Origin of the sequence: Mycobacterium sp. (assembly GCF_049281135.1) — a bacterium.
Lineage (GTDB): Bacteria > Actinomycetota > Actinomycetes > Mycobacteriales > Mycobacteriaceae > Mycobacterium.
Window position 1 is genome coordinate 1 of the sequence record NZ_JBAPRN010000604.1, and the last position, 21,994, is coordinate 21,994.

A 21,994-nucleotide genomic window follows, 5' to 3' on the forward strand; every position below is an offset into this window, starting at 1 on the left:
GGGTTTGGCATTCCGGAGCGGGCGCCTTCCCGATGGCCTACATCAGCGGCTGGCCCGGCCGTAACACCGCGGACGCGGTGCTTCGGGGCCCGTCGCGGCTGCGCCGGCGCGCGCGCAAGAAGGCGGCATCCTCGACGCTCCCACCGCTGCAGTTCAGGGCCGCCGAATGACGTCGGTCGCACCGCAACCCGCACGCCTAAGAGCCCACGAGTTCGCCGATTCCGACGATTTCGCCCATCCACCGCAAGGCGACCCGAGCTGGTCGGAAAGCTTCCTGGTCCAGGCGTACTGCCCGCGTAGCAACATCGGCTTCTACGCGCACAGCAACCGCACTTCGTGGGACACCGCGCTGTGGAGTGAGGTGGTGGCCGTCTACCTGCCGGGTGACCGATTCGCGGTGGCCAAAGGCTTCGGCTACGGGCCGTCCGCGCACCAGATCGGCGGCAGCCTGTCCTTTGAGGCGCCAAGGCCTTTCGAGGAGAACGTCACCCGCTACCGGGGTGCGGCGCAACTCATCGATGGCCAAGTACTGCGCAACGGCCCGGCTCCCTCCGGAATGCACGTCGGGCTCGACGTCGAGCTGATGCAGCACGCGCTGGGAGCACCCTTCGGGGTGGGCGACGTGCGCCCCGGCAATTTCGGGCATACCCACTATGAGCAACACTTCAGCTGCAGTGGCCAGATAACCCTCGACGGCGAACGCTTCGAGTTGAATGGCACCGGCATGCGCGACCACACGTGGGGCCCGCGCGACCTGTCGGTGATGGGCAATCACTTCTGGATTCACGGCGAATTCCCGGACGGGCGTTGGCTTTCCACGATGTACATCAGCCGCCGGGGTGGCGGGGACGCGCTGCTGAACTTCCACGTCGTCGGCGGCGGTACGAGTATGACCCACGCGTCGTTGGTGAGCCATGATGCGCTGCTGGACGCGGAATCCGAGGTCTTCGATCCGTGGCGGATCGAACTGCAGGTTGGTGGCGAGACCCAAGAGATCTGCGGGGAAATCATCGCGCCCATGCCGTTTTCATTCGTCGGCCCGGTCGAAATGACGCTCGGCACCGACCGCACGCCCGACGCGAGCCACGTTGTGTACGAATCTCAAGCCCGCCTGAACTGGGGCGGTCAGATCGGTTACGGGCTCTGCGAGCGCAGCATCGCCAGGCCCCGAAAGGAAGAACACCCAAGATGAACACGCGCGTGCAGACCGGCTACCCACTCGACAACCACCGGACCACGCCCATCCCGGCGTTCATGCAATTCGCTGGGGCGGTCCACGACAGCCCGAACATCGATTACATGTGGCTCTGGGATGAGCTGTCCGGGTGGTTCCCCGGGGAGCTGTGGACCCCGAACAACACTCCAGCGGCCGAGTTCATCGACGGCAACTCCACTTACGACCCTTTCCTGCAGGCCGCGATCGCTTTGGCGCACAACCCCGATGCCAACGTCCGGCTATCGACGGACGCGATTCGCAACGCCCCGGCCGAACTCCTGCGCAAGGTACTCACCTTGAGCAACGCAACCAGCGGCGACGTCGTGGTCGCGGTCGGCGCTGGTGAGCTGCGGCAGACAAAACCGTTCGGCTACAAGCGGACAGAAGGCCTCAAGAGGCTCGAGGACATTTTCCAGCTCGTCCGCCGTCTCTACGACGAGCCGGAGCCGTGGACGCAGGAGACAAACTTCTGGCATCTGAAAAACGCTACGATCGGCAATCACCGCCCGGAGAAGCGCCCCGAGTTCTGGGCCCTGGGCGGCGGCCCGGTGCTACTGGACATCGCGGCCCGGTATGCCGATGGCTTCGAAGCCGCCTCCCCGCAAGCCATTCAGACACCGGAAGAATTCTCCGAGACCGTCACGGCGATGCGCCAGAAGGTGGAGAGCTACGGACGCGACCCCGATGCGTTCGGATTCGGCATTTGGAGCATTTACGTCTCCCACGAGGATCCAGAGGTGATCGAGAAAGTTCTGGCCAACCCGATAGTCCGGTATTTCGCAGGGCAATTCGGCCGTCTGGATCAAACGCGCTGGATCGAAGAAGGCGAGACGCCGGTGATGCCCGAGGGATGGCATTACGCGGTCAAGTGGGCCCCGTTCGAGCAGACCGACGAGGAAATCAATCGCATCGTCAATGCCACGCCCGTATCGATGTCACGCAAGGCCTTCCACGTAGGCACACCACAAGAGATGGCCAAGCTGCACTCCGGATTCGTGGAGGCCGGAGCGCAATTCGTCGGCTGGTTGGACATGACGCCGCTGGCGCTCGGACCGCTGGAGGGACTGGAGTCGCTACGTCGCGCCAACGAGATTTCCGGCCTGATTAAGCAGGCGGCAGGGGTACGAGTGTGACGACGAGCCGGGTTGAACGCCCTCAGCACCTAGCCGACGTCGACGAGGTCCTGCATCAAGTTCCCGACGTACCGCTCTGGGTCGAGAACTACTTGAGCCAGGCCTACTTCCCCGCAGAGCGCATCGGCATGTTCCTGCACCTCGGCCGGGTCTCTTTCGACCAGCCGGCCTGGGACGAGCTGGCCCTGATCTACCTGCCGGGCGACATGTTCCTGGCTGCGCGCGGATTCGGGTATGGCGGTGAAACGCCGCGTGGGCCGGCTGGGCCGTCGCTGACCTATCAGTGCATCGAACCGTGGCGCACGTGGCGCAAGACATTCCGCGGTCCGGCCCGGCTGGTCTCCGGCGACGAGCTGCGCAGCGGCGGCGTGGCGGACGGGTTACACGTCAAGCTGTCCTTCGACCTGACCTACGAGGCGATGTGCCCGCCCTTCGAACTCGGCGCGATGCACGAACAGAACTGGGCATCATCACATTACGAGCAGCACTGTTCGGTCACCGGCACGCTGTCGTACGGCGACGTTTCGGTGGAAGTGGCCGGCACCGGGCTGCGTGATCACAGCACCGGTGTGCGCGACCTGACGGGCCTGCACAACCACATCTGGTGCCACGCCGAATGGCCCGACGGCCGAGCCTTCTGCCTGATGTACCTGGCCAACAGCGACGGTTCGGGACGGATGAACCACGCGGTGGTGTGCGATGAGAACGGTGTGCGCCCCGGCAAGCTCGTCAGTGCCGCACCACTGCTCGACTCGTGGGACCAACGGGGTGATGACTACACGCTCACCCTCGAAGTGGAGGGCGAGAGGATCGAGCTGACGGCGACGCTCGGGCAAGTCGGCGCTTTGTCCATCGCCGGACCCGGGGAGATCGTCCGCGGAGCGGCCCGCGGAGCGGGGTGCCATCACCTGCTCGCCGAAGCGATGACCCGGTTCAGTTGGGCCGGCGCCGTGGGGCACGGCCTCTCCGAACGATCGGTCCCGGTGCGATGAGCCTGCGACAGCTTCCACAGTCGGCCGACGGCCTCGACGACTCGTGGGCCAGCCGGGCCCTGGGTGCATCGGTGCGGGTGGCCGACCGCGAAAGCGTCGGCCTGGGCATAGCATTCGCTTGCCGGCTCTTTCGGCTCAAGCTCGATGGCCCACCGGGCATGCCGAGCTCTGTGCTGGTCAAGATGCCGATCGAGGGCGACACCCGGGCGATGCTGGACGGCATCGGTACGTACAGCCGCGAGATCCAGTTCTATCGGGAGGTCGCGCCCCACCTCCCCGTGCGGACACCGAAGATCTACTCTGCCGAACAGTCCACCGATTCGACGGATTTCCTGCTGGTGATGGAGGATCTCTCCGGAGACTGCGTGCAGATCGACCAGCATGAGGGGTTCAGTCAGCAGCAGGCCCAAGCCGTGGTCGACGCGGTGGCTCGGTTTCATTCCTGGTCATGGGCAAAAGAGGCTCTGCTGCAAAAGTATTCGGCCGCTTTCCCGCCTGTCACTTCCGATGCCGGCCGGACACTGCAGCAGCAGTACGGCCAGCTGTTCACCTATGTGTGGGGACTGCGCCGCGACGCCCTCGTACAACTGCTGCCGGGCAGCGCGGTGTCCGTCGCGGATCGCTTTGCCGAATTGCAGCCAAAGATGATCGACGCGCTCGCAACGCCGACTTGCATCACGCATGGCGAACTGCGATCGGACAACCTGCTTTTCGACTCGGCAGGAGAACCTGTATTCATCGACTTCCAGACCGTCGCGCAGGAGTGCGGGATCCGAGAACTCCAATACCTGCTTTGTACCAGCATGCCGCCTCAGCGGCTCGCGCCCCTCGAAGATGATCTGATAAGCCGCTATTGCAGCGGCCTGCCAAATTACGAACCGGGCCAGGCCCGAGAGCAATACCGTTGGGCGACGGCCTACAACCTCTTGTGGCCGATCATGGCGAACGTCCGATGGGAAGCGTCGGACCAGCGCGGGCGCGACAGGCTCGACGACATGGTTCGGCGCCTCGGTGCCGCGGTAGAGCGACACTCGTCAGCTGACCTATTCTGATGTCCGCCATGACTTTACGAGGAAGGATCTTGGCGACAGGCGCCAGCCGATAGGAGCGAAATGGCGGAACTCGACGGCAGGGTAGCGATTGTCACCGGGGCTGCACGTGGGATCGGAGCCGCTATTGCCCGCGCTTTTGATGACCGTGGAGCGTCCGTAGTGATCTGCGATGTTGCCGGGAACCCTGAGCACGTCGCGTCAGCAATGCGAGACAGTTTCGGCGTCGTATGCGACGTCAGCAGTGAAGACGACGTCGACGCATTGATCAAGAGAACACTGGGCGAATTCGGCCGGCTCGACATTGTGGTCAACAATGCGGGCATCGATGGCGCGTTTAATCCGTTGGCGGACTCTGCACCCGACACCTTTGACCAGGTGATTGCCGTGAATCTTCGCGGAGTGTATCTCGTAATGAGAAAATCTATTCCCGCGTTGATTTCCAGCGGAGGCGGTTCTGTCATCAACATCGCGTCGGTAGCCGCGGTCGTCGCTTTCGCGGGAGCGAGTGCCTATACCGCCAGCAAGGCCGGGGTTGTCGGTTTGACGCGGGTCGCGGCACACGAGTATGGAAGTTCCGGCGTCCGTGTGAATGCAATACTTCCGGGAGTAATCCAAACGCCCATGCTCGCCGAACTTGAAGAGACGGCTCCAAAGATTTACCAGCAGGTGAAGGCACAGGCTGTGGCCATGACATCGCAGGCGAGATTAGGCCATCCCGACGAAATCGCCTCAGTGGCAGTATTTCTCGCGGGTGACGGTGCTTCCTACCTTACCGGTGCTGCAATTCCCGTTGATGGTGGGTACACGGTGGCGTAGCGTTACCGTGCGCGTGCCCACGACTCTGTCAGTCGGATGGACAGGAGATGGGCAGCGAGATGTAACCACGAATGGGGCCGGACCGCAGCCGTTGTGCGGATTCCAGGTCGACTTCCCAGTTCGGCATTCGTTGTAGCAAGGCGGTCAGCGCGATCCTCGCTTCGAGGCGCGCTAAAGCCGCACCCAGACAGAAGTGGATACCCTTGCCGAACGCCACCTGATGCTCGGGCTTGCGGTCGATATCGAACACGTCGGGATCGGCGAAGACGCGTTCGTCGCGGTTGGCGGATGCGAACAGTAACAACACCGATTCGCCGCGACTCATCGTGGTGTTGTGCAGCGTGACGTCGCGGGCCAAGGTGCGGCAAAGTCCTTGGACCGGTGAGTCGTAACGCAGCAGCTCTTCGATCGCCGGCCCAAGCAAAGTGTGATCGGCCGCGAGGCGCCGACGGCTGTCGGGGTGTTGGGCCAGCACGACGGCAGCGTTGCCGAGCAGGTTGGTGGTGGTTTCGGTCCCAGCAAGAAGCAGCAGCGCGCAAAACCCGAGAAGTTCCTCGTCGGTGAGGCGCACACCGTCGATCTCGGCGGATACCAGCGCCGACATCAAATCGTCGCGCGGTGAGCGGCGGCGGTCGGCGAGAAAATCGGTGAAGTAGTTGTACATCAAGGCCATGGCCGACAGGGCCTCCGCTGTCTGCCCACGAGTCGGATCTGCTTGAACCAGAATGCTCGACCACTGCCGGAACTGGTCACGGTCTTCGCGCGGGACGCCGAGTAGATCGGCGATCACCATTGCCGGCAGCACGGCGGCGAAGTCCACCACGAAATCGGCCGACCCCGCCCCTCCGTCCAGGCGCCCGACCAGGTTCTCGGCCAGTTGCTCGATGCCGTCGTTCAGATTCGCGATCCGTCGCGGGGTGAAGGCTCTGCTCACCAACGTCCGCAGTTGGTTGTGGCGGGGCGGATCCATCAGAACCATCATCGGCAGAAATGACTGGATGAAATCCGAGCCCGGCGGCCTGGGGAAAACCCCGTCCACTGAGGAGTAGCTGTCGTGATCCAGCAAGGCGGTCTCTACGTCGTCGTGGCGACTCAACACCCAGGTGTCGGATGGCCCGGCGTGATAGACCGGCTCCTCATCGCGCAACAACCGGTAGGTCGGATACGGATCGTCGATGATGGTGGCGTCGAAGGGGTCGTATTGGATCTGGACCTTGGGCACGCGGGCCTCCTGCCACCTTGCAGAATCAGCGAGTTTAGACTGGCAGTCTAAACTCGTGGGGGAGGAAGAGCAATGCGCGAAGTCCCGTCTCAGATTGCCGAACGCCTTTCCGCCGCGGCGGAGCTGTTCGCCGAACGCGGCCTCAACGACACCAAGATCGAAGACATCGCCGCGGCCACCGGGATCGCCAAAGCCACGCTCTACTATTACTTCGCGAGCAAGGAAGACATCCTGACGTTCCTGCTCGAAGACGGCTTGCGCGAGGTCGCCGAGGACGTGGCCACCGTCGTGCACAGCGACGGCACCGGCGCGCAGCGTCTCGGCGCAGTGATCAGCGCACAGCTACGGGTCATGGCCCAACGGCCCGCGGTCTGCCGGGCTCTGATCGGGGAACTGGGCCGTGCCGCCCGCATACCGGTCATCGCGCACATGATCAGCACCGCCTACCTGAAACCCGTCGAAAACCTGCTCATCGCGGGCGCGGACGACGGTTCCCTTGTCGCGCAACATGATCCGCGAGCGGCGGCGATCGCCCTGTTCGGAGCCGTGACAACCAGTGCGCTGACCTACCTGGTCACCGACAACACCCTCGATGAAGCTCTGGTCGCCCGAACCATCCAAACCATTCTGTTGGAGGGTCTCCGACCCCGCTGACCACCAATCTCCCCGAAATGCAGGACGGGTAGGACGCTAAAGCACGCGGTCCATGTAGCTCGAGCCGAGACCGGGATGCGAAATTCCGGCACTCTCTGGCTGGGTGCGCTCAACGATGCTACTGGCGCGCAACATCAGCCACGTCATCGTCACCATCCAGACGAAGAACGACACGCAGAGCACCCACCACGCCAGTATCCCGTTCCAGGCCAAGGGGCCATTGTGCACAAAAACGACGAAACTGCCCGGCGCAACGCCCAGGGCGGTCCAAATGTTGAGATACGCACACCAGCGTGGCAGCAGTGGCCGGGGACGATGGTCGCCAAACACGACGACGGCGATGATCGCCATCTGAATCATCGCCGTTCCGACTATCCCGACGAATGGCAGCCACGCGAGGTCGTTGAGCGTCTGAATTATCTCGGGGCTGCGCTCGCTCCGGTAGGCGGCCGTCTGCCAAACCAGCTGCGGAAAGAGAAACTCAAGGATCAAGCAGGAGCCCGTGATCAACTGTGCCGTTGCCAACGGCGAATTGCTGCCCGCGATCCTCCGGATCTGATGCGTCAGCGCCGCGACGAAGAACGCCAGGAAAGGCGCTGCCGCACAGGCGATCCAGATGCCGGTTCGGATCCGACCGCGTTCTTCGGCGAACATCCGCGCGACGGCGTCGGCGCTCATGCCTGGGGCGGGTGGCGGCACAAAGCCGGCGACCAGGGCGAACCCGACAAGGAAGACCGGAGCGAAACTGATTCCGCCCCACACGCAAAGACGTTGTTGGCGTTCCGTCATCACGGCGCTACCGTTTGAACGCGTCGACGATTTGCAGGTAACAGTCCTCGGACTCCTCGGCGGTGAACGGAGGGACGTAAGACGTATGCAGGGCCAGATGCGGTAAGCCTCTGTAGTTGTCCAGTTTCTGGCGGCACTCCTCCGGTGTCCCGGTGATGGAGAACAGCTCGACAAGCTCTTCGGGGGTGTCCTCGAATGCCGCCAATCCCTTCTGCATCATCGACACGCGCAAGCCGTTGACCAGATCCTGCACGCCCTCGATTTCGGCGACCATGTCAGAGACAGGGTGCGCAATGTAGAACCCGACATGCTTCTTGGCGCGCGCCAGCGCGACGTCGCGGTCTGGGTGTACACAGCAGATGACTTCGCATGCCAGATCCAGTGCATCGGGATCACGACCGGCTGCACGCGCACCCTCTGCGATGTTGGGAAGTACTACCTGCTCGAAAAACTTTGGTGTCCAAAGGTATCCGATCCATCCATCGGCCTTGGCCCCGCACAACTTCAGCAGCTGCGGGCGCATGCCGGCGATCAGGATCGGGATCTGCGGGCGCACCATGTCGCGCAGTCCCCACGGATTGATCGGTGGGACGGCGAACTGGTAATACGTGCCGTTGAACGCCTCGACCTCCTCACCGGCGAGGTACGCCCAGGACCGGCGCAACGCTTCAACGTATTCACTGAGCCGCTTGATCGGCGCCTTGAAGTCGGTGGAATGAAAGGCTTCCAAAAACTCCGGAACCCCAGTGCCGAGGCCGAGTTTCATGCGGCCCCCGGATAATTCGTCGACGTCGGCCGCGGCGTTGGCCGCCTCGAACGGCGAGCGGTTGAATGCCGTCGCCAGCCCCGTGCACAACTCCGCATTCGATGTGGTCAGCGCCGATGTGCACAGCATCGAGAACGGGTTTCGATATAGCTCATATGTCCATACCGAATCGAAGCCGGCCTCATCGGCCATCCGGGCATACTCTGGGACGCGCGAAAGCGGCGCCGTGCGACTGGGCATCGTGATTCCAAGTTTCAAGGCCCTGCCCCTTTCAGGTTGAACTGCCGACTGTTTCGTACAGTGCGGGCATCACGACTCGCGCGAAGCGTTCCTGGTTCGCCGCCGCGACGTCGGGAGCAAGGTTTCCGAACGCCGATACGACGATGAGGCCGCCGGCATCGGTGCGGCGCACGATCTCGCGGACTTTCCCGACGACTTGTTCAGGCGTCCCCCACGGTTGCAGCTCGGCCAGGAAGTGTGCGAATTGCTCGTGGCCGTGTTTGGCGATCGTGCGGGCGATGTTGCCGTAGTACTCATAGCCCGGTATCGCGGCAATGCTCTCGTCGGCGAACCCGTAGTGGTCAATCGTCGACCGGTAGTAGGCGACCACCTGGTCGAACAGCTGGGCGGCGATGTCGGGGTCCTCGTGACAGGCGTTGAAGATCACCGCCATCGGCTTCGGCGGGTCGGCACCCCGATATCGCCGATAATGCTCGCTATAACGCTGCAGGTCACCGACCGTTTGATCCCACGGCTTTTGCAGGAAAATCATGATTCCAGCGCCGAGGCGGGCCATCACCTCGGCAGACTCCGGCGAGATCGAGGAGGCAAACACCCGCCCACGCAGCGGTGCCAACGGTGCTGGCCGCAGCGTCACGCCGCGGATGCGTCCGGTTTCAAAGGCGTCCAGCAGCTCTGCCGCGTATTCGTCGAAGAGCTGTCGCGACCGCGCCATCTCGACGCCGAAGCCGTCGAACTCCTCGCGCGCCAGACCGCGGCCCATGCCCAGGATCAGCCTTCCGCCCGACAGGTGATCGAGCACGCAGGCGTGTTCGGCCAGCCGAATGGGGTCGTGCCACGGCAACACTGACACCATCGTGCCCAGCTGCACGCGCTGAGTACGGGCCGCGACCCAAGTCAAGAACTGCAGCGGGTCCGTCGACATCGAGTAGTCGGCGAAATGATGCTCGACCGCCCACACCGAATCGAAGCCCAGCTCCTCGGCGCGGTCGGCGAGCATCATCTCTGTCTGCCAGACCTCGTGATCGGGCCGCCCGTCGAGGTTCTGGAAGAAGTGCCCGTGTCCAATACGCATCACCGACTGCCATCCTTACCCATGGTGGTAGCCCTGAACGGGCGTGTACATCTCAAGACTGCGGGGCATGTCTGGCAGCATATCAGTGCGTCACGCTATTGTGAACGATCGTTGACACCATCCTCGCCGGGCCAGGCGTGGACCTGGGACTCCGGTCTTTATGTTGTTGTCCGGCAACGTGATCGAAAATTCTCGGGCAGGCTCACGGCGGGGCGGACTTGAGACCGGTGATCAGATACTGCAGACCAATTTCGAACGAGGACCGCGACCCACCCCGGCCGCGGCTAGTTTCAATCATGACCGCGCCAAGCAGGTAGTTGAAGATGACGCTGATTCCATCAGTTGCCTGGCGCTCGTCGTACCCGCCACTGCGAAGGATGTCGAGAAGGCGTTCGCGCACGTCGGCAACCCAGTCGCCGGTGAGCTGCCGCGAGACCAGGATCTCTGCAATGCCGGGGCGGTTGACGAGGATTCGATGCAGGTCCCGGATGACGTCGAAGAGCACGTCACCCCAGGCCGCGGTTGTCGTGCGACGGATGGACGGGACGGCGATGGTACGCGCGACGAGTGCTTCGAGGAGTGCCTCTTTGGAGTCGAAATAGCCGTACAGGGTCATATGGCTGACGCCGAGGTCGGCACTCAGGCGGCGGAAACTGACGGCGTCGAGGCCATCGGCGTCGAGGATCGCCAGCGCCACGTCGATCACATGCTCGACGTCAAGGAGTGCACGGCGCCCAGGCCGGTTGCCCGTAGTCATTGCCCCAAAAGGTAAATCATCAAGGTTGACCATCAAAACTTTACGGTGTAAATATTACTGCATCAAGTTCAACGTCGGACAAGGGACACCGTGACAATCGACACCGAACGCGAGATCACACCAGAAGACGACTCGTTTCGCTACCACAAGCGGCCGCCCGACCCGTTCTGGAACGAGTCCGGTCTGTTCGGGTTCATGGTTCCCGAGCGCAAGATCGACGGCTACTTCTACGTCTGGCACCGACCGAACATGAACCTGACATCGGCGGGCGTCGCAGTGTGGGACGACAAGGGCATGGAAACACACAACTGTCTCTACTCGGAGTGGTTCCACTTCAACCCGATGGACTCCGACACCGACATGTTCGATTTCGAGCTGGGTAACGGTATGCGCTGCAAGACGATTGAGCCGCTCAAGCAGTACCGACTGCGCTACAACAGCGACACCTATTCACTCGATCTGCTCTGGACCGGCGCCTACAAGCCGCCAAACCTGCACTACTCCGGTGAGCACGGCTTCGACATTTACGGCGGCGTCCATTACGAACAACTCGGCACGGTGACGGGCACCATCACCCTGGACGGCGAGACGATCCCGGTGGACTGCCACCACTTCCGCGACCACTCGCGGGGCCCGCGGCCCGGTCCGGCGCATGACCTTCCCGGCGGCGGGTTCGACTTTGCCTGGGCCTCGGAGCGCACCTCGTTCGCAGTGACCTCGGCACGGCCCGACCCCAAAGCGCCGGTGACCGCCCGGTCGATCGACCAGGTCAGTTACGGCCATATGACCAAGGACGGGGTCACCGCACATGTCGTCGGCGGGACCCGCGAGGTCCTGGACCGCGAGGTGGACGGCCGACCCCGCCGGGTGGCCCTCCATTTGGTGGACGATCGCGGCCGCGAATTGCACGCGGAGTCAGCGGTCCAGAACTGCCTGAAGTGGCACAGCATCTGGCATATGCAGTGGTGCCTTGCCAGCTGGGACGTCGACGGCGAGCCGGGCTGGGGCGAGAACCAGGACTGGTTCGATATCGAGGTCATCCGTGCCCACCAGCGCCAGGCGCTCGGCGCCGGACATCCATAACAAGAAACGGAGGTCGCCCACCATGGCGGTGTCCAGTTCCGACGAGCTCACTCCCGAGTGGTTCACACGAGTGCTCGGGTCTCCGGACTCCACAGTGACCGATATCGAATTCGACCAAGTGGGCGGCGGCGCGATGTGCCAGATGGTGCGTGCGGCGTTGACCTGGAACGCTGCCGGCGGGTCACCTGAGTCGGTGATCGTGAAGTTCCCGACGGCAGACACGGGCACACGCGCCCTCGCTCAGGCGATGCAGATGTACGAACTCGAGGTCCGTTTCTACCGTGACCTACTTCCCCACCTGGCCGACGTGAGCACTCCCACTTGCCATTTCGCCGAACTCGACGAAGCGACGGGCGCGTTCACCCTGGTTCTTGAAGACCTCAGTTCCAGCACGCGCCCGGGTGACGTCCTCGAGGAGAGCACCGGCGACGAGTGCATTGCGGCCTTGGCCGAGCTCGCCCATCTCCAGGGCGCATCGTGGAACTCTCCTACCACCGCGGCAATGCCTTGGCTCGCGGCTCATGAACGGACGGTGCAGCTCTTCGACTCGATGCCCGCCGGGCTCGAGCCGTGGCTCGCCCGTTTCGGTCACGCACTCGAACCTGCTCAGGTCGCGCTCTTCGAGACCGTGATTCCGCAGGCGGGCAGATGGATCAGATCCTGGGACGGCCCGTCGGTCGTTCAACACGGCGACCTGCGCACAGACAACCTCCTTTTCAGTCTCGACCCCGTTCCGCGGGCCACCCTTCTCGACTTCCAGACCGTGCGCCTCGGACCACCGGGAATGGACCCGGCATACTTCGTCGGTTCGTCACTCTCGACAGAAGCACGCCGCTGCGCTGAGCGCGCACTGCTCGCCGACTTTCACGACCGTCTTATCGCTACCGGTGTCGCCGGCTATGACTTCAACGACTGTTTTCGCGCATACCGCGAAGGTGCCCTGTATGCCGTCTACCTCTTTTGCGGGCTGTCCAGCCAGGTTGCGTCTTCGGAGCGCGTCGACCGCGTCATCGCAGACCAGACCCGCCGGTACGCGGACATGGCACTGGACCTAGAGGCTGCGCAGCTCGCTGGCCTCATGTGATCTGCCGGCGTCGGGCCGGTCCGACGACAATGGGCCGATCTTGCCGCTACGCAAGCGCCCGTTCTCTTAAAATTCCTGTTATGAGTTCAGGCCGTCCCTACTGGGACTTTCCGCGTGGACTCGGCCCCATGCGCGTGCTGTTGGAGGTCGGCGGCGAGTGGGGAGTTCCGGCGCGTGCTTGCCTTTCCGGCACCGGACTGTCGCTGAGCGACATCGATCGCACTGACTTATTGATCGAGGCGGAACAGGCAATTCGCGCCATCCGGAATCTCGCTGAGGCGACCGGCGATCCGCCGGGTCTGGGCGCCGCGGTGGGTGTCCGCCTGAGGCTCAGCTCGCTTGGCGCCTGGGGCCCTTTGCTGGCGTCGTGCCGGACCATCGCGGACGTGATCCGGGTCGGGCCCCGTTACTACGAGTTATCCGAGAACTTCCTTCGGCCTTCGATCGAATACCACGCGCAATCGGTGGTGATTGTGTACGCGGATGATGAAGTCCCCGAGGATATCCGCGGGTTCGTGATCGAACGAGACCTGGCCTATAACGTCACCTCGGTCCAGTCATTGGTGGGGGCGTCGATACCGCTGCATATGACCGCCCGACTGCCGGCCGAACGCACCGCTGCGCTGGCCGCATTGCTGCCCGGGTTTGAGATCGAGGCCCATAGTGCCCGCAATGCGATACACCTGTCCCGTCGGGTGCTGCAACAGCGCCTGATCAGTGCGGACGCTGACACCCATCGGCGCTGCTTGGCGCAATGCGATGAACTCGTCGAGACGTTGCACAGCCGGGACAGCGTTGCCAACCGGGTCAGGGCCGTCCTCAACCGGTCGGCACCTCCCCTGCTGGGACTCGACCAGGTGGCTCACGAGTTCCACATCGATGCGCGCACCCTGCGGCGGTGGCTGGTCGAGGAAGCTACGTCCTACCGCGCGCTGGCCGATGAGGTGTGCGCGCGTCGCGCCATCGAATTGCTCGAGGCGCCAGGTGGCACAGTGCGCCAGGCTGCTCACGGCCTCGGCTATGGCAGTGTCGCGAGCTTCACCCGCGCGTTTCGCCGCTGGACGGGCACCACACCCGCCGCATGGTCACGAGAACATGCGGGCGCCCAGCCTGTCCGATTCGGTCAAAGGAGTGTCCGGACAAAGTAGTCCGAGCACCCATAGACTCCTCGACGGCGTACGACATCGAGGGTTGGGATTCATGACGACAGACGTTCGAGTTCCCCCAAGCTTGGCTGCGTTGACTGCGGACTGGTTCACCGAGCGCCTCGGCACAGCCGTCGAGGCGGTGTCGTTGACTCCGGTCGCGGTAGCGAGTGCGGCGGGTTCGCTGGCTCGTGCCGAGCTGAGCTACGCAGTGGAAGGTAGCGGCCCGCGATTCGTGATCCTCAAGGGGCGCGGCGACAGCGACAACCAGCGCGTGATGGAGTCGGCGATGGGTCTGTCGGCGCGCGAGCAACTTTTTTATTCGCGCATTGCTGATGCGATTCCGGTCGCGGTCCCGCGGTGCTATTTCGTCGGTGAGGTCGGCGGCCCTGAGCCGCTGGTGCTCGAGGATCTTGCTCACCTTCGCGCCGGCGATCAGGTGGCCGGCCTCACGCTGACGGACGCCACGCGCCTGATCGACGTCGTTGCGCTCCTGCACGCCCGCTACTGGGAAACCGAGCCTCCGGGCGGCGATCCGGACCGGCTGATCAGTTGGACGGACCCGGCGATCGCGGGGATGATCACAACACTTGTGTGCAGTGGCTTGGACAATCTGCAAGAGCGCTACTCCGGACGGGTCCGCGAACAACTCCTCGACGCCGTCGCTGCCGCCGCGCCCGAATGGCACACAGTGCTTGCACGATGCTCTGAGGGCCCACAGACGTTTGTGCACAACGACTTTCGTTTGGACAATGTTTTCTTCGCTGCTGATGGCTGCCCAGTCGTGATCGACTGGCAGCTCGCGGGCCGCTCCCGCGGCACCCAGGACGTCTCCTATCTTCTGTCCGGGAGCATGTCCGAAGACATGCTTCGCGGCAGCTGGCGGGACCTGCTCGGTCGTTACCACGCTGGGCTCGTGTCCAACGGTGTGCGCGGCTACTCGTTCGACCAGTGCCTACGGGACTATCGGCAGAGCCTGCTCTTCACGATCGCACCGGGTATCGCGCTGCTCGGCCAGATGCAGTTGGCCGCCGACGAGCGTGGGCTGGCTGACGCGCTCGTGCTGCGCACACTCGTGCACGCCGACGAGCTCGACGCATTCGGGACACTGTAATGGCCACCGCAACACCGCCGCCCGGCGAGGTACTCGGTGACCTCAGCGCCTATGTGATCGGTGGACGCGTGTCGTTGGCATGCGACGATGCTGAGCACGAGTCGGATTGCCGGACACCGGCTCAGGGAATTCTCGACGGAATCGAGGCCGAACAGATTGGATTTCGCCGGGTCTTTCTTTCCGAACGGTGGAATCTCAAAGAGGCGGGCGTCATCCTCGGCGCGATCGCGGCGCGGACCCAGCGCATCGATATCGCATCCGGCATCATCACCACGCCGGCGCGACACCCGTTGCATATGGCCGGGATGGCTGCGACGTTTCAGGCCGCATTCGGGCCACGGCTGGTTCTGGGTCTTGGCCGCGGTAACCCGGGTTGGCTACGTGGCGCCGGCATGGACATGGTGGGTTATCGCGGGCTCGAAGACTATGTCAGCGTGTTACGTCAACTATGGCGAGGTCAAACCGTCAGCTACGACGGTCCGCTGGGCGAATTCCCCCACCTCCAACTCGAGGACGTCGCCGACGACTTCGCGGCGCCGCCGGTGTGGTTCGGCACGCTGGGGCAGCCGGTGGCGGCGCGCACCGCGGCCAGGTCCTTCGACGGCGTACTCCTGCCTCCGGTCTTCACACCGGACGCCACCCACACCATCGTCGCGAGGTTACGCGCCGAGTGCGCGGCGGTGGATCGTGACCCGGCGAGCCTGCGCATCTGCCAATCCGTCATCACCGCCCCCGATCTCGATGACGTCGAGACGCGCACGCTAGCCCACGCCAGGGCGGTCACCTATCTCGATGCACCGGGTTACGGTGAGATGTTGGTCGAAGTGAACGGTTGGGACATGGCCCCGGTGCGTGCGTTGCGCGAGCACCAGCAGTTCGCATCGATGCCTACGGCGGTGAGCGACTTAAGCTTTCACCGCCGCGAGCTGCTGGGACCGGCCGCACTGGTGCCCGACGACTGGATGCTGGCCTCATGTGCAATCGGATCAGTTGCTGAGTGCGTCAACACACTTCGACGGTTCCGCGCAGCAGGCGCCGACGAAATCGTGACGTACGGCAGCACCCCCGGCCAGAACGCCGCACTGGCAGCGGCATGGCGGGAATCATCGAAAAACCTTGGAGGAGAGATGACGTGGCCGGTGTGAAAACAGCGATCGCACTCTGGGGCGATCGCCACATTCCCGCCGCAATGATCGCGCAGCAGGCCCGCGCGCTGGAATCCGCAGGCGTAGACGGCATGCTGATCGCCGATCAGTTCGGGAACTTCATCCCACCGCAGCTGTGGAAGCCGGAGATCACTCCGGCTGCGGCGGTACTGCCGGATCCGGATTCACACTCCGACCCGTTCACGCTGGCCGGCTATCTGCTTGCGGCAGCGCCCACACTCGACGTCGCCGTGTCTACGGACTCGGTGCGCCGCGGTCCTAGCGAGCTTGTGCAGGCGGTGCTTACTCTCGCCAACATGACCGACGGCGAGGTCACGTTGCAGGTCGGCGGCGGCGAGGCCAAGCAGTGCGCGCCATTCGGTTACAAACGCTCTCAGGGCATGTCGCGGATGGAGGATTTGTTTCGGATCTTCGGCGCGCTGTTGGACAGCGGCGGTGAACCGATCAACTTCGAGGGCAGGCGCTGGCACTACTCAGGTGCCTCGATAGGCGGTGCGGTGCCCCACCGGCCGAAAATCATGGGCCTGGGGGGCGGTCCCATCCTCATCGACCACTCCACCTCTTATGCCGACGGGCTCGCCACGACCTGCCCGCCGGTGTGGGCCGGCCCCGACGAGTTCGGTCAAGCACGCGAAGAGATCCTCAAGACCGTCGCCGCCAAAGGCCGGAATCCCGATGAGTTCGAATTCGCGGTGTGGTTTCCGTGTCTGATCGGCAACGATAAAAGCCAGCTGGAAGACAAGTACGACAATCCGCTGATCAAATGGCTGGCGGCGGTGTTCGGTCGGATCGAACCGACCGACTGGGACAAGATCGGCCTCGAATCGCCATTTCCTGAAGGCTGGCGCTATTACAGCGATCTACTGCCACACCAGACTTCTGACTCGCTCATCGATGGCGTGCTGGGCACCGTCACGGATGCTCACGTGACATCTGGCTGGGTGTGCGGAACTCCGGCAGAAGTCGCGGCAACCATCACCGAATACGTCGAGGCCGGCGCAAGTTGGGTCTGTCCCATGGACTACCTGCCGATGGTGCTCGACCCGGCCGAAGCGACATCCGCCTTCGAGCGATCAATCGAGACAGTGGCATTGATCAAGCAGCATTCGAGTGCGCAGACCCCGGTTTAGGGCGCTACGAGTAGCGTCACGGCGATGACCGCTGAGGCCAAACCAACGGCAACGGCCACCAACGCCGACGCCACGATCGCGGAACGCGAGCAGAGAGTCATCGAGTTCTTCGCCTCGTGGAGCGCATCATTCGAGGCGTTCTGCGACTCGTTCGCCCTCCTCGCGGAGGACTGCGTGTGGGATCAACGACCGATTCCCCGGCTCATCGGCCCGCAGCAGGCCGTGCGATTCCTCAAGCTCGCACGCGCGACGCTCGGCCTGGTGACCATCGATGTCGAGATCCTGCACATCGCCTCCGCCGGTCAGATCGTGCATGTGCAACGCGTCGACCGGTTACGACGCGCCGACGGCAGCCTCATCGTCGCCGCGCCCGTGGCCGGGGTGCTCGAGTTCCATGGTGAACGAGTCGTTGCTTGGCGCGAGTACTTCGACTTGGCCGAATTCCTCATCCAAACCCTCGCAACCAGCTGCCTGCACGTCGTTCGGCGATTGGCACAGCTAGCCCGCACAACAGCGATTGCGGCGGTCCGCAGAACCCGCTAACGCGAACCTGCCCGGCAACTCTGCACGTTAGGCAAGTGACTTGGCGAAGCCGCTGACATCCCGCAGGCTCGCCGCGAAGACCTCGGGCATGGCGCCGCCGAGCAGCATGTCGCCACCGTGACACGTGCCAGCGACCAAGCGGCCGACCGCTGGGACTCTTGCACGCACTAGGCGGCGGTAGTAGTCCAGTCCCTCGTCGCGTAGCGGGTCGAGCTCGTTAACCGAGATGACGTGCGGCGGCATGCCGCTCAGGTCCTCATCCGTCGCGACGCCCGCCCAACAGGTGGGGTCGTCGGAGTGCGCGTACTCGGGGTCGTAGATCGACGCCATTAGCGCAAGCTGCTGAAGACTGATGAAGTAGCCGTCGTTTTCTCGCATTGACGGATACTCATCCGGTGGTTCCTGCCACCGGTTGGAGATGTAGGGACACTGCGCGTACGCGCCGGCGATCTCGTGCAGCCACCCCTCACGCTTGGCCTTGTGTGTGACCGTCAGGGTGAGGTTGCCGCCACCCGATTCTCCGGAAACGATCAGGTGAGTGATGCCGAGTTGCTCGCGGTTCGCGAATACCCAACGGACCGCGGCGGCGCAGTCGTTCAGCCCGGCGGGATATGGATGAACGCCCAACTTGCCGCCCGAGTTGCGGAATTCGACGCCGACGACGACAAGCCCTGTGGCAGCAAGGCATTCGCGTCCGCGCACGTATGCGGTGTCGGCGGCGCTGAGGATGGCCATGCCGCCGCCGTGCAGGTGCACGACGCACGGCAGCCTGGTAGCGGTGTCAGGTCGGCTGACATACAGCGTCAAGTCGTGGCCATCGCCGCCAGGAATTGTGACGGTCGTGGTTGTCACTCCTTCGGCGATCGGCGTTGCCTGCCCGATTGCGTCAAATACCGTGCTCATCGCCTCTTCGATCCCGGCGGTGAAGGCCAGCCGATCATCGAGTGGCGAGTCGACGGTCACCGGCAGTTCAGGCAGGAGGGCGTCAGCGCCGAACACGGCTAAAGCCTCGACCATGCGGGGGTCGGAGCGTGGATCGGTACCGAGTGAGCAATCGGGATTGGCGAGTCGACCGTCGGGCATGAGGCAAATCCTAGATCTCGCTGGCCTGCGGCTCGCAACGAATGCTTGAAGGAATGCCTTGTCTGACGGCCTCGCGCTACAGGGCGGCCACGTTGTGAACGATCGTGAACGTTAAATTTTCTGACCGTTTATGCACTAGGAGGCGGAAGACTTGCTAATTTTGTTACCGATCGTTCTCATTGCTTGTTAGGCTGGGCCGCGTGAGTGGTCTGGTCAGCAGCCTGGGCGTCAACCCGTCCAGCAATGTCAGCGTCTTTTTGTTCTGCGCGATCTTCACGTTCGCCGTGGTGACGATCCTGTGGGTGGTGGGCCTGTTTCAGGGCAACCACTCGATGATGGACGGTTGGTACGGCTTCGCCTACGCGGTCCCGGCGTTGTTTGCGTACGTGATTGTCGGCGCCCAATCGGTCACGGCGGCGCTGCTGTTGTTCATGGTGATGCTGCACGGCGGCCGGCTGGGCTGGTATCTGGCGGCGCGCTGGCGCCGCTATGTGCCCGTTTACGGTGGCGACCCGCGCTATCTGAACTTCGTCAAAGAGATGTCCCCCGGCTACTGGTGGAAGAGCTTCTTCCGGGTGATGGAACCCCAGGCCGTGGTCATCGTGCTGATCGGCATGCCCGCCGTAGTGGGCATCCTTACGAACCGGGCACCCAACGGCGGCATCGGCCTGCTCGCGTTCGCCGGCCTGCTGGTGTTCATGGTCGGCGTGTACCACGAGACGGTTGCCGACGCGCAGCTGCAGTCCTTTCTGGCACTGGAGCAGCGCCCGCGCTATCTCAACACCGGGGTCTGGAAGCACAGCCGCCACCCGAATTACTTCGGGACCACCACGGTCTGGTGGGGTATGTGGCTGGTGGCCGTTGCGGGCAACCCCGACTGCTGGTGGACCGTCGCGGGCCCGATCCTCAACACGATCATGCTGACCTCGGTGCTCGGCTCGGCGTTCCAGGACAACTACATGGGCGTACGGCCGGAGTATCAGGAGCTGATGGCCCGGACCCGCCGCTTCCTGCCGCTTCCACTGTCGGCCGACGCCATCGCCCGCAACCAGGCTCGGCTGGCCGAGCAGCGCGCGAAGGCAACCGCTAGTTGACATGTATGACGCCATCATCGTCGGAGGCGGCCACCACGGCCTGACCTGCGCCACCTATCTCGCCCGCGCCGGCAAACGGGTGGTAGTGCTGGAGCGACAGCCGTGGCTCGGCGGAATGACCTATTCGCGCGAAACCGTCTCCGAAGCACCGGGATTCGTGATGAACCCGTGCGCGGTGGATCTGCTGTTCACCAACTTGGAGCCGTCCATCGTCAGCGAGCTTCGCCTGGAATCCTTCGGCCTGCGCCAGGCCAGCCCGGACCCGTGGGGCGCCTACCTGGGGCCAGAAGGCCAGTCGATCGGGTTGTGGCGTTCGCTCGATCGCACCGTCGAAGAGATCCGGCGGTATTCGAAACGAGACGCCTCGAAGTTCGCAGAGCTCTGCGAGATGTGGTGTGACTTCTGGTATGTGGCAGCGCCGTACCTGATGGACCATCCCACCCGTCCGCGGGCCAAGACAGTCGTAGAACTGGGTTGGCGGGCGGTGCGCAAGCGCCGCAATCTGGCACCTGTCGCGCGAATGTTGATGGCGTCTCCACATCAGCTCATCGAGACGATGTTCGAGTCCGACGAGGTGAGGTCGCTGCTGGCGATCTACGCCTCGGGCTCGGAAGCTCCGCTGCGGGAACCGGGATCGGGCGCGGTGCTGGGTGTGATCATGCTGCACATCGGATGGGGCATCAAACGCCCACTCGGCGGTATGGCCGAGTTCACCAACGCGCTGGCCGCATGCCTGCGCCGGCATGGCGGCGAGGCCCGCACCGATGCGGACGTCGAGGAGATCCTGGTGCGCGGCGGGCAAGCGGTCGGGGTACGGCTGGTCAACGGTGAAGTGTTGCACGCCAGGCAGGTCGTCGCGGCGGTCGATCCGGTCACGCTGATGTGCAAGCTGGTTGACCCGGCCCACGTCTCCGACCCGGTGCTCGAGGAGGTCCGCAACATTTGCATCAACGGCTGGGGAGTCAACAACGCCAAGATCGATGTGGCGTTGTCACGGCGGCCAAAACTGTTGTGCGACAGGCCAGAGCTGTGGGGCAGCTACATGCTGATCGGCGACAGCAAGGACTACGTCGACCGGGCTCTCGACGGTGCGATGCATGGCGCGATTCCGTCCGAGACGCCGATGTGGGCGCTGATGCCGTCGGCGTTCGATCGCTCGCAGGTGCCGCCGGGCAGCGCCGGCGACACTATGTATCTGTTCTGCACCGCGGTCCCGCAGACCTTCGCCGACGGCAGCGAATGGGCGAACCACCGCGGGCCCTTTTCGGCGCAGGCGATACGCACGGTCGACGAGGTTGCGCCCGGCTTCGCTGACGCCGTCATCGGCAGCTGGGTCAAGAGCCCCGACGAACTACGGCGGATGACACACGACGGCAGCTACGTGGTCGTCGACATGTCGCTGAACCAAATGGGCCCCAATCGCCCGACGGCAGCGCTGGCGGGCTACCGCACACCGATACCTGGCCTGTGGCACACCGGTGCGGGCGCACATCCGATGGGCGGCGTGCACGGCTGGGCAGGCAGAACCACCGCACGCACCGTCCTCAAATCGCTGTAGCCGCGGTTGCGGACGGCGCGGTTTCCGACTTCAATCGCCGTATTCCGCCCACCGCCAACATGACACCGACACCGGCCCCTAGGTCAGTGCGTGCTCGCTGTCGGCGGGTTGGTAATCACGCATCCAGTCGTCGCAGTAGTCCCGCCATTCGACAATGGTGTTGCACTCGAAGACGATTACACCTACTACCGGCACCGACGCCAGGCACGTGCCGTCGGCCCACATGGCGCAGACGTTGCGGACAGTCTGTTCGCGCTCGTTCACCATTGACACGTTTGTCGA

General features: G+C 63.8%; 22 protein-coding genes. 15 read left to right on the forward strand and 7 right to left on the reverse strand.

Annotation, left to right across the window (positions count from 1 at the left end):
* The first annotated feature begins 166 nt into the window (after positions 1 to 166).
* The 5 genes from WAN02_RS23700 to WAN02_RS23720 all read left to right on the forward strand — a co-directional run bounded on the left by WAN02_RS23700 (position 167) and on the right by WAN02_RS23720 (position 5,209).
* A complete protein-coding gene (locus WAN02_RS23700) occupies positions 167 to 1,192 on the forward strand; it encodes a DUF7065 domain-containing protein (RefSeq protein ID WP_422266970.1) in 1,026 nt (341 codons plus the stop codon).
* Positions 1,189 to 2,349: an LLM class flavin-dependent oxidoreductase gene (locus WAN02_RS23705; protein WP_422266972.1), complete on the forward strand. Its 1,161-nt coding sequence runs from the start codon at positions 1,189 to 1,191 to the stop codon at positions 2,347 to 2,349. The genes WAN02_RS23700 and WAN02_RS23705 overlap by 4 nt, the downstream gene beginning before the upstream one ends.
* Positions 2,346 to 3,341 (forward strand): hypothetical protein, encoded by a 996-nt coding sequence (locus WAN02_RS23710; RefSeq protein ID WP_422266974.1) that lies wholly within the window; start codon positions 2,346 to 2,348, stop codon positions 3,339 to 3,341. The genes WAN02_RS23705 and WAN02_RS23710 overlap by 4 nt, the downstream gene beginning before the upstream one ends.
* Positions 3,342 to 3,499: 158 nt before the next feature.
* Positions 3,500 to 4,393, forward strand: a complete 894-nt coding sequence (locus WAN02_RS23715; protein WP_422267021.1) for a phosphotransferase — start codon at positions 3,500 to 3,502, stop codon at positions 4,391 to 4,393.
* A gap of 60 nt (positions 4,394 to 4,453) precedes the next feature.
* Positions 4,454 to 5,209: an SDR family NAD(P)-dependent oxidoreductase gene (locus WAN02_RS23720; RefSeq protein WP_422266976.1), complete on the forward strand. Its 756-nt coding sequence runs from the start codon at positions 4,454 to 4,456 to the stop codon at positions 5,207 to 5,209.
* Positions 5,210 to 5,237: 28 nt separating this feature from the next.
* On the opposite strand, the gene WAN02_RS23725 is transcribed toward WAN02_RS23720, so the two are convergent.
* Complete coding sequence (locus tag WAN02_RS23725; protein ID WP_422266978.1) at positions 5,238 to 6,431, reverse strand: cytochrome P450; 1,194 nt, start codon at positions 6,429 to 6,431, stop codon at positions 5,238 to 5,240.
* Positions 6,432 to 6,503: 72 nt separating this feature from the next.
* Here WAN02_RS23725 and WAN02_RS23730 point away from each other — a divergent pair, with 72 nt between their 5' ends.
* Complete coding sequence (locus tag WAN02_RS23730; RefSeq protein ID WP_422266980.1) at positions 6,504 to 7,085, forward strand: TetR/AcrR family transcriptional regulator; 582 nt, start codon at positions 6,504 to 6,506, stop codon at positions 7,083 to 7,085.
* 36 nt (positions 7,086 to 7,121) lie between these two features.
* Here WAN02_RS23730 and WAN02_RS23735 read toward each other — a convergent pair whose 3' ends face one another.
* The 4 genes from WAN02_RS23735 to WAN02_RS23750 all read right to left on the reverse strand — a co-directional run bounded on the left by WAN02_RS23735 (position 7,122) and on the right by WAN02_RS23750 (position 10,661).
* A complete protein-coding gene (locus WAN02_RS23735; protein ID WP_422266982.1) occupies positions 7,122 to 7,874 on the reverse strand; it encodes a hypothetical protein in 753 nt (250 codons plus the stop codon).
* A 7-nt stretch (positions 7,875 to 7,881) separates the two neighbouring features.
* A complete protein-coding gene (locus WAN02_RS23740; protein ID WP_422266984.1) occupies positions 7,882 to 8,880 on the reverse strand; it encodes an LLM class flavin-dependent oxidoreductase in 999 nt (332 codons plus the stop codon).
* 31 nt (positions 8,881 to 8,911) lie between these two features.
* Positions 8,912 to 9,955, reverse strand: a complete 1,044-nt coding sequence (locus WAN02_RS23745) for an LLM class flavin-dependent oxidoreductase (protein WP_422267023.1) — start codon at positions 9,953 to 9,955, stop codon at positions 8,912 to 8,914.
* Positions 9,956 to 10,157: 202 nt separating this feature from the next.
* The gene (locus WAN02_RS23750; protein WP_422266986.1) at positions 10,158 to 10,661 is read right to left on the reverse strand and encodes a TetR/AcrR family transcriptional regulator; all 504 of its coding nucleotides are present in this window, start codon (positions 10,659 to 10,661) and stop codon (positions 10,158 to 10,160) included.
* 141 nt (positions 10,662 to 10,802) lie between these two features.
* Between WAN02_RS23750 and WAN02_RS23755 the strand changes: the two genes are divergently transcribed.
* From WAN02_RS23755 to WAN02_RS23785, 7 genes are all read left to right on the forward strand, one after another.
* Entirely contained in the window at positions 10,803 to 11,795 is a 993-nt protein-coding gene (locus WAN02_RS23755) for a DUF7065 domain-containing protein (RefSeq protein WP_422266988.1), read from the forward strand.
* Positions 11,796 to 11,817: 22 nt separating this feature from the next.
* On the forward strand, positions 11,818 to 12,879 hold the full coding sequence (locus tag WAN02_RS23760; RefSeq protein WP_422266990.1) for a phosphotransferase: 1,062 nt from the start codon (positions 11,818 to 11,820) through the stop codon (positions 12,877 to 12,879).
* A gap of 80 nt (positions 12,880 to 12,959) precedes the next feature.
* Positions 12,960 to 14,027 carry an AraC family transcriptional regulator ligand-binding domain-containing protein gene (locus WAN02_RS23765; RefSeq protein WP_422266992.1) on the forward strand — a complete coding sequence of 356 codons (1,068 nt, stop codon included), beginning with the start codon at positions 12,960 to 12,962 and terminating at the stop codon, positions 14,025 to 14,027.
* Between the two features lie 52 nt (positions 14,028 to 14,079).
* A complete protein-coding gene (locus WAN02_RS23770; protein WP_422266994.1) occupies positions 14,080 to 15,138 on the forward strand; it encodes a phosphotransferase family protein in 1,059 nt (352 codons plus the stop codon).
* Positions 15,138 to 16,283: a TIGR03857 family LLM class F420-dependent oxidoreductase gene (locus WAN02_RS23775; RefSeq protein WP_422266996.1), complete on the forward strand. Its 1,146-nt coding sequence runs from the start codon at positions 15,138 to 15,140 to the stop codon at positions 16,281 to 16,283. Before WAN02_RS23770 ends, WAN02_RS23775 begins: the two co-directional genes overlap by 1 nt.
* Positions 16,271 to 17,434: an LLM class flavin-dependent oxidoreductase gene (locus tag WAN02_RS23780; RefSeq protein WP_422266998.1), complete on the forward strand. Its 1,164-nt coding sequence runs from the start codon at positions 16,271 to 16,273 to the stop codon at positions 17,432 to 17,434. The genes WAN02_RS23775 and WAN02_RS23780 overlap by 13 nt, the downstream gene beginning before the upstream one ends.
* 24 nt (positions 17,435 to 17,458) lie before the next feature.
* A complete protein-coding gene (locus WAN02_RS23785; RefSeq protein ID WP_422267000.1) occupies positions 17,459 to 17,977 on the forward strand; it encodes a limonene-1,2-epoxide hydrolase family protein in 519 nt (172 codons plus the stop codon).
* A gap of 27 nt (positions 17,978 to 18,004) precedes the next feature.
* On the opposite strand, the gene WAN02_RS23790 is transcribed toward WAN02_RS23785, so the two are convergent.
* Complete coding sequence (locus WAN02_RS23790) at positions 18,005 to 19,060, reverse strand: alpha/beta hydrolase fold domain-containing protein (RefSeq protein ID WP_422267002.1); 1,056 nt, start codon at positions 19,058 to 19,060, stop codon at positions 18,005 to 18,007.
* Between the two features lie 200 nt (positions 19,061 to 19,260).
* On the opposite strand from WAN02_RS23790, the gene WAN02_RS23795 reads away from it, so the two are divergent.
* Positions 19,261 to 20,154 carry a DUF1295 domain-containing protein gene (locus WAN02_RS23795; RefSeq protein WP_422267004.1) on the forward strand — a complete coding sequence of 298 codons (894 nt, stop codon included), beginning with the start codon at positions 19,261 to 19,263 and terminating at the stop codon, positions 20,152 to 20,154.
* Position 20,155: 1 nt separating this feature from the next.
* A complete protein-coding gene (locus WAN02_RS23800) occupies positions 20,156 to 21,712 on the forward strand; it encodes a phytoene desaturase family protein (protein ID WP_422267006.1) in 1,557 nt (518 codons plus the stop codon).
* Between the two features lie 78 nt (positions 21,713 to 21,790).
* Here WAN02_RS23800 and WAN02_RS23805 read toward each other — a convergent pair whose 3' ends face one another.
* A complete protein-coding gene (locus WAN02_RS23805) occupies positions 21,791 to 21,976 on the reverse strand; it encodes a hypothetical protein (protein ID WP_422267008.1) in 186 nt (61 codons plus the stop codon).
* Positions 21,977 to 21,994: the final 18 nt, after the last annotated feature.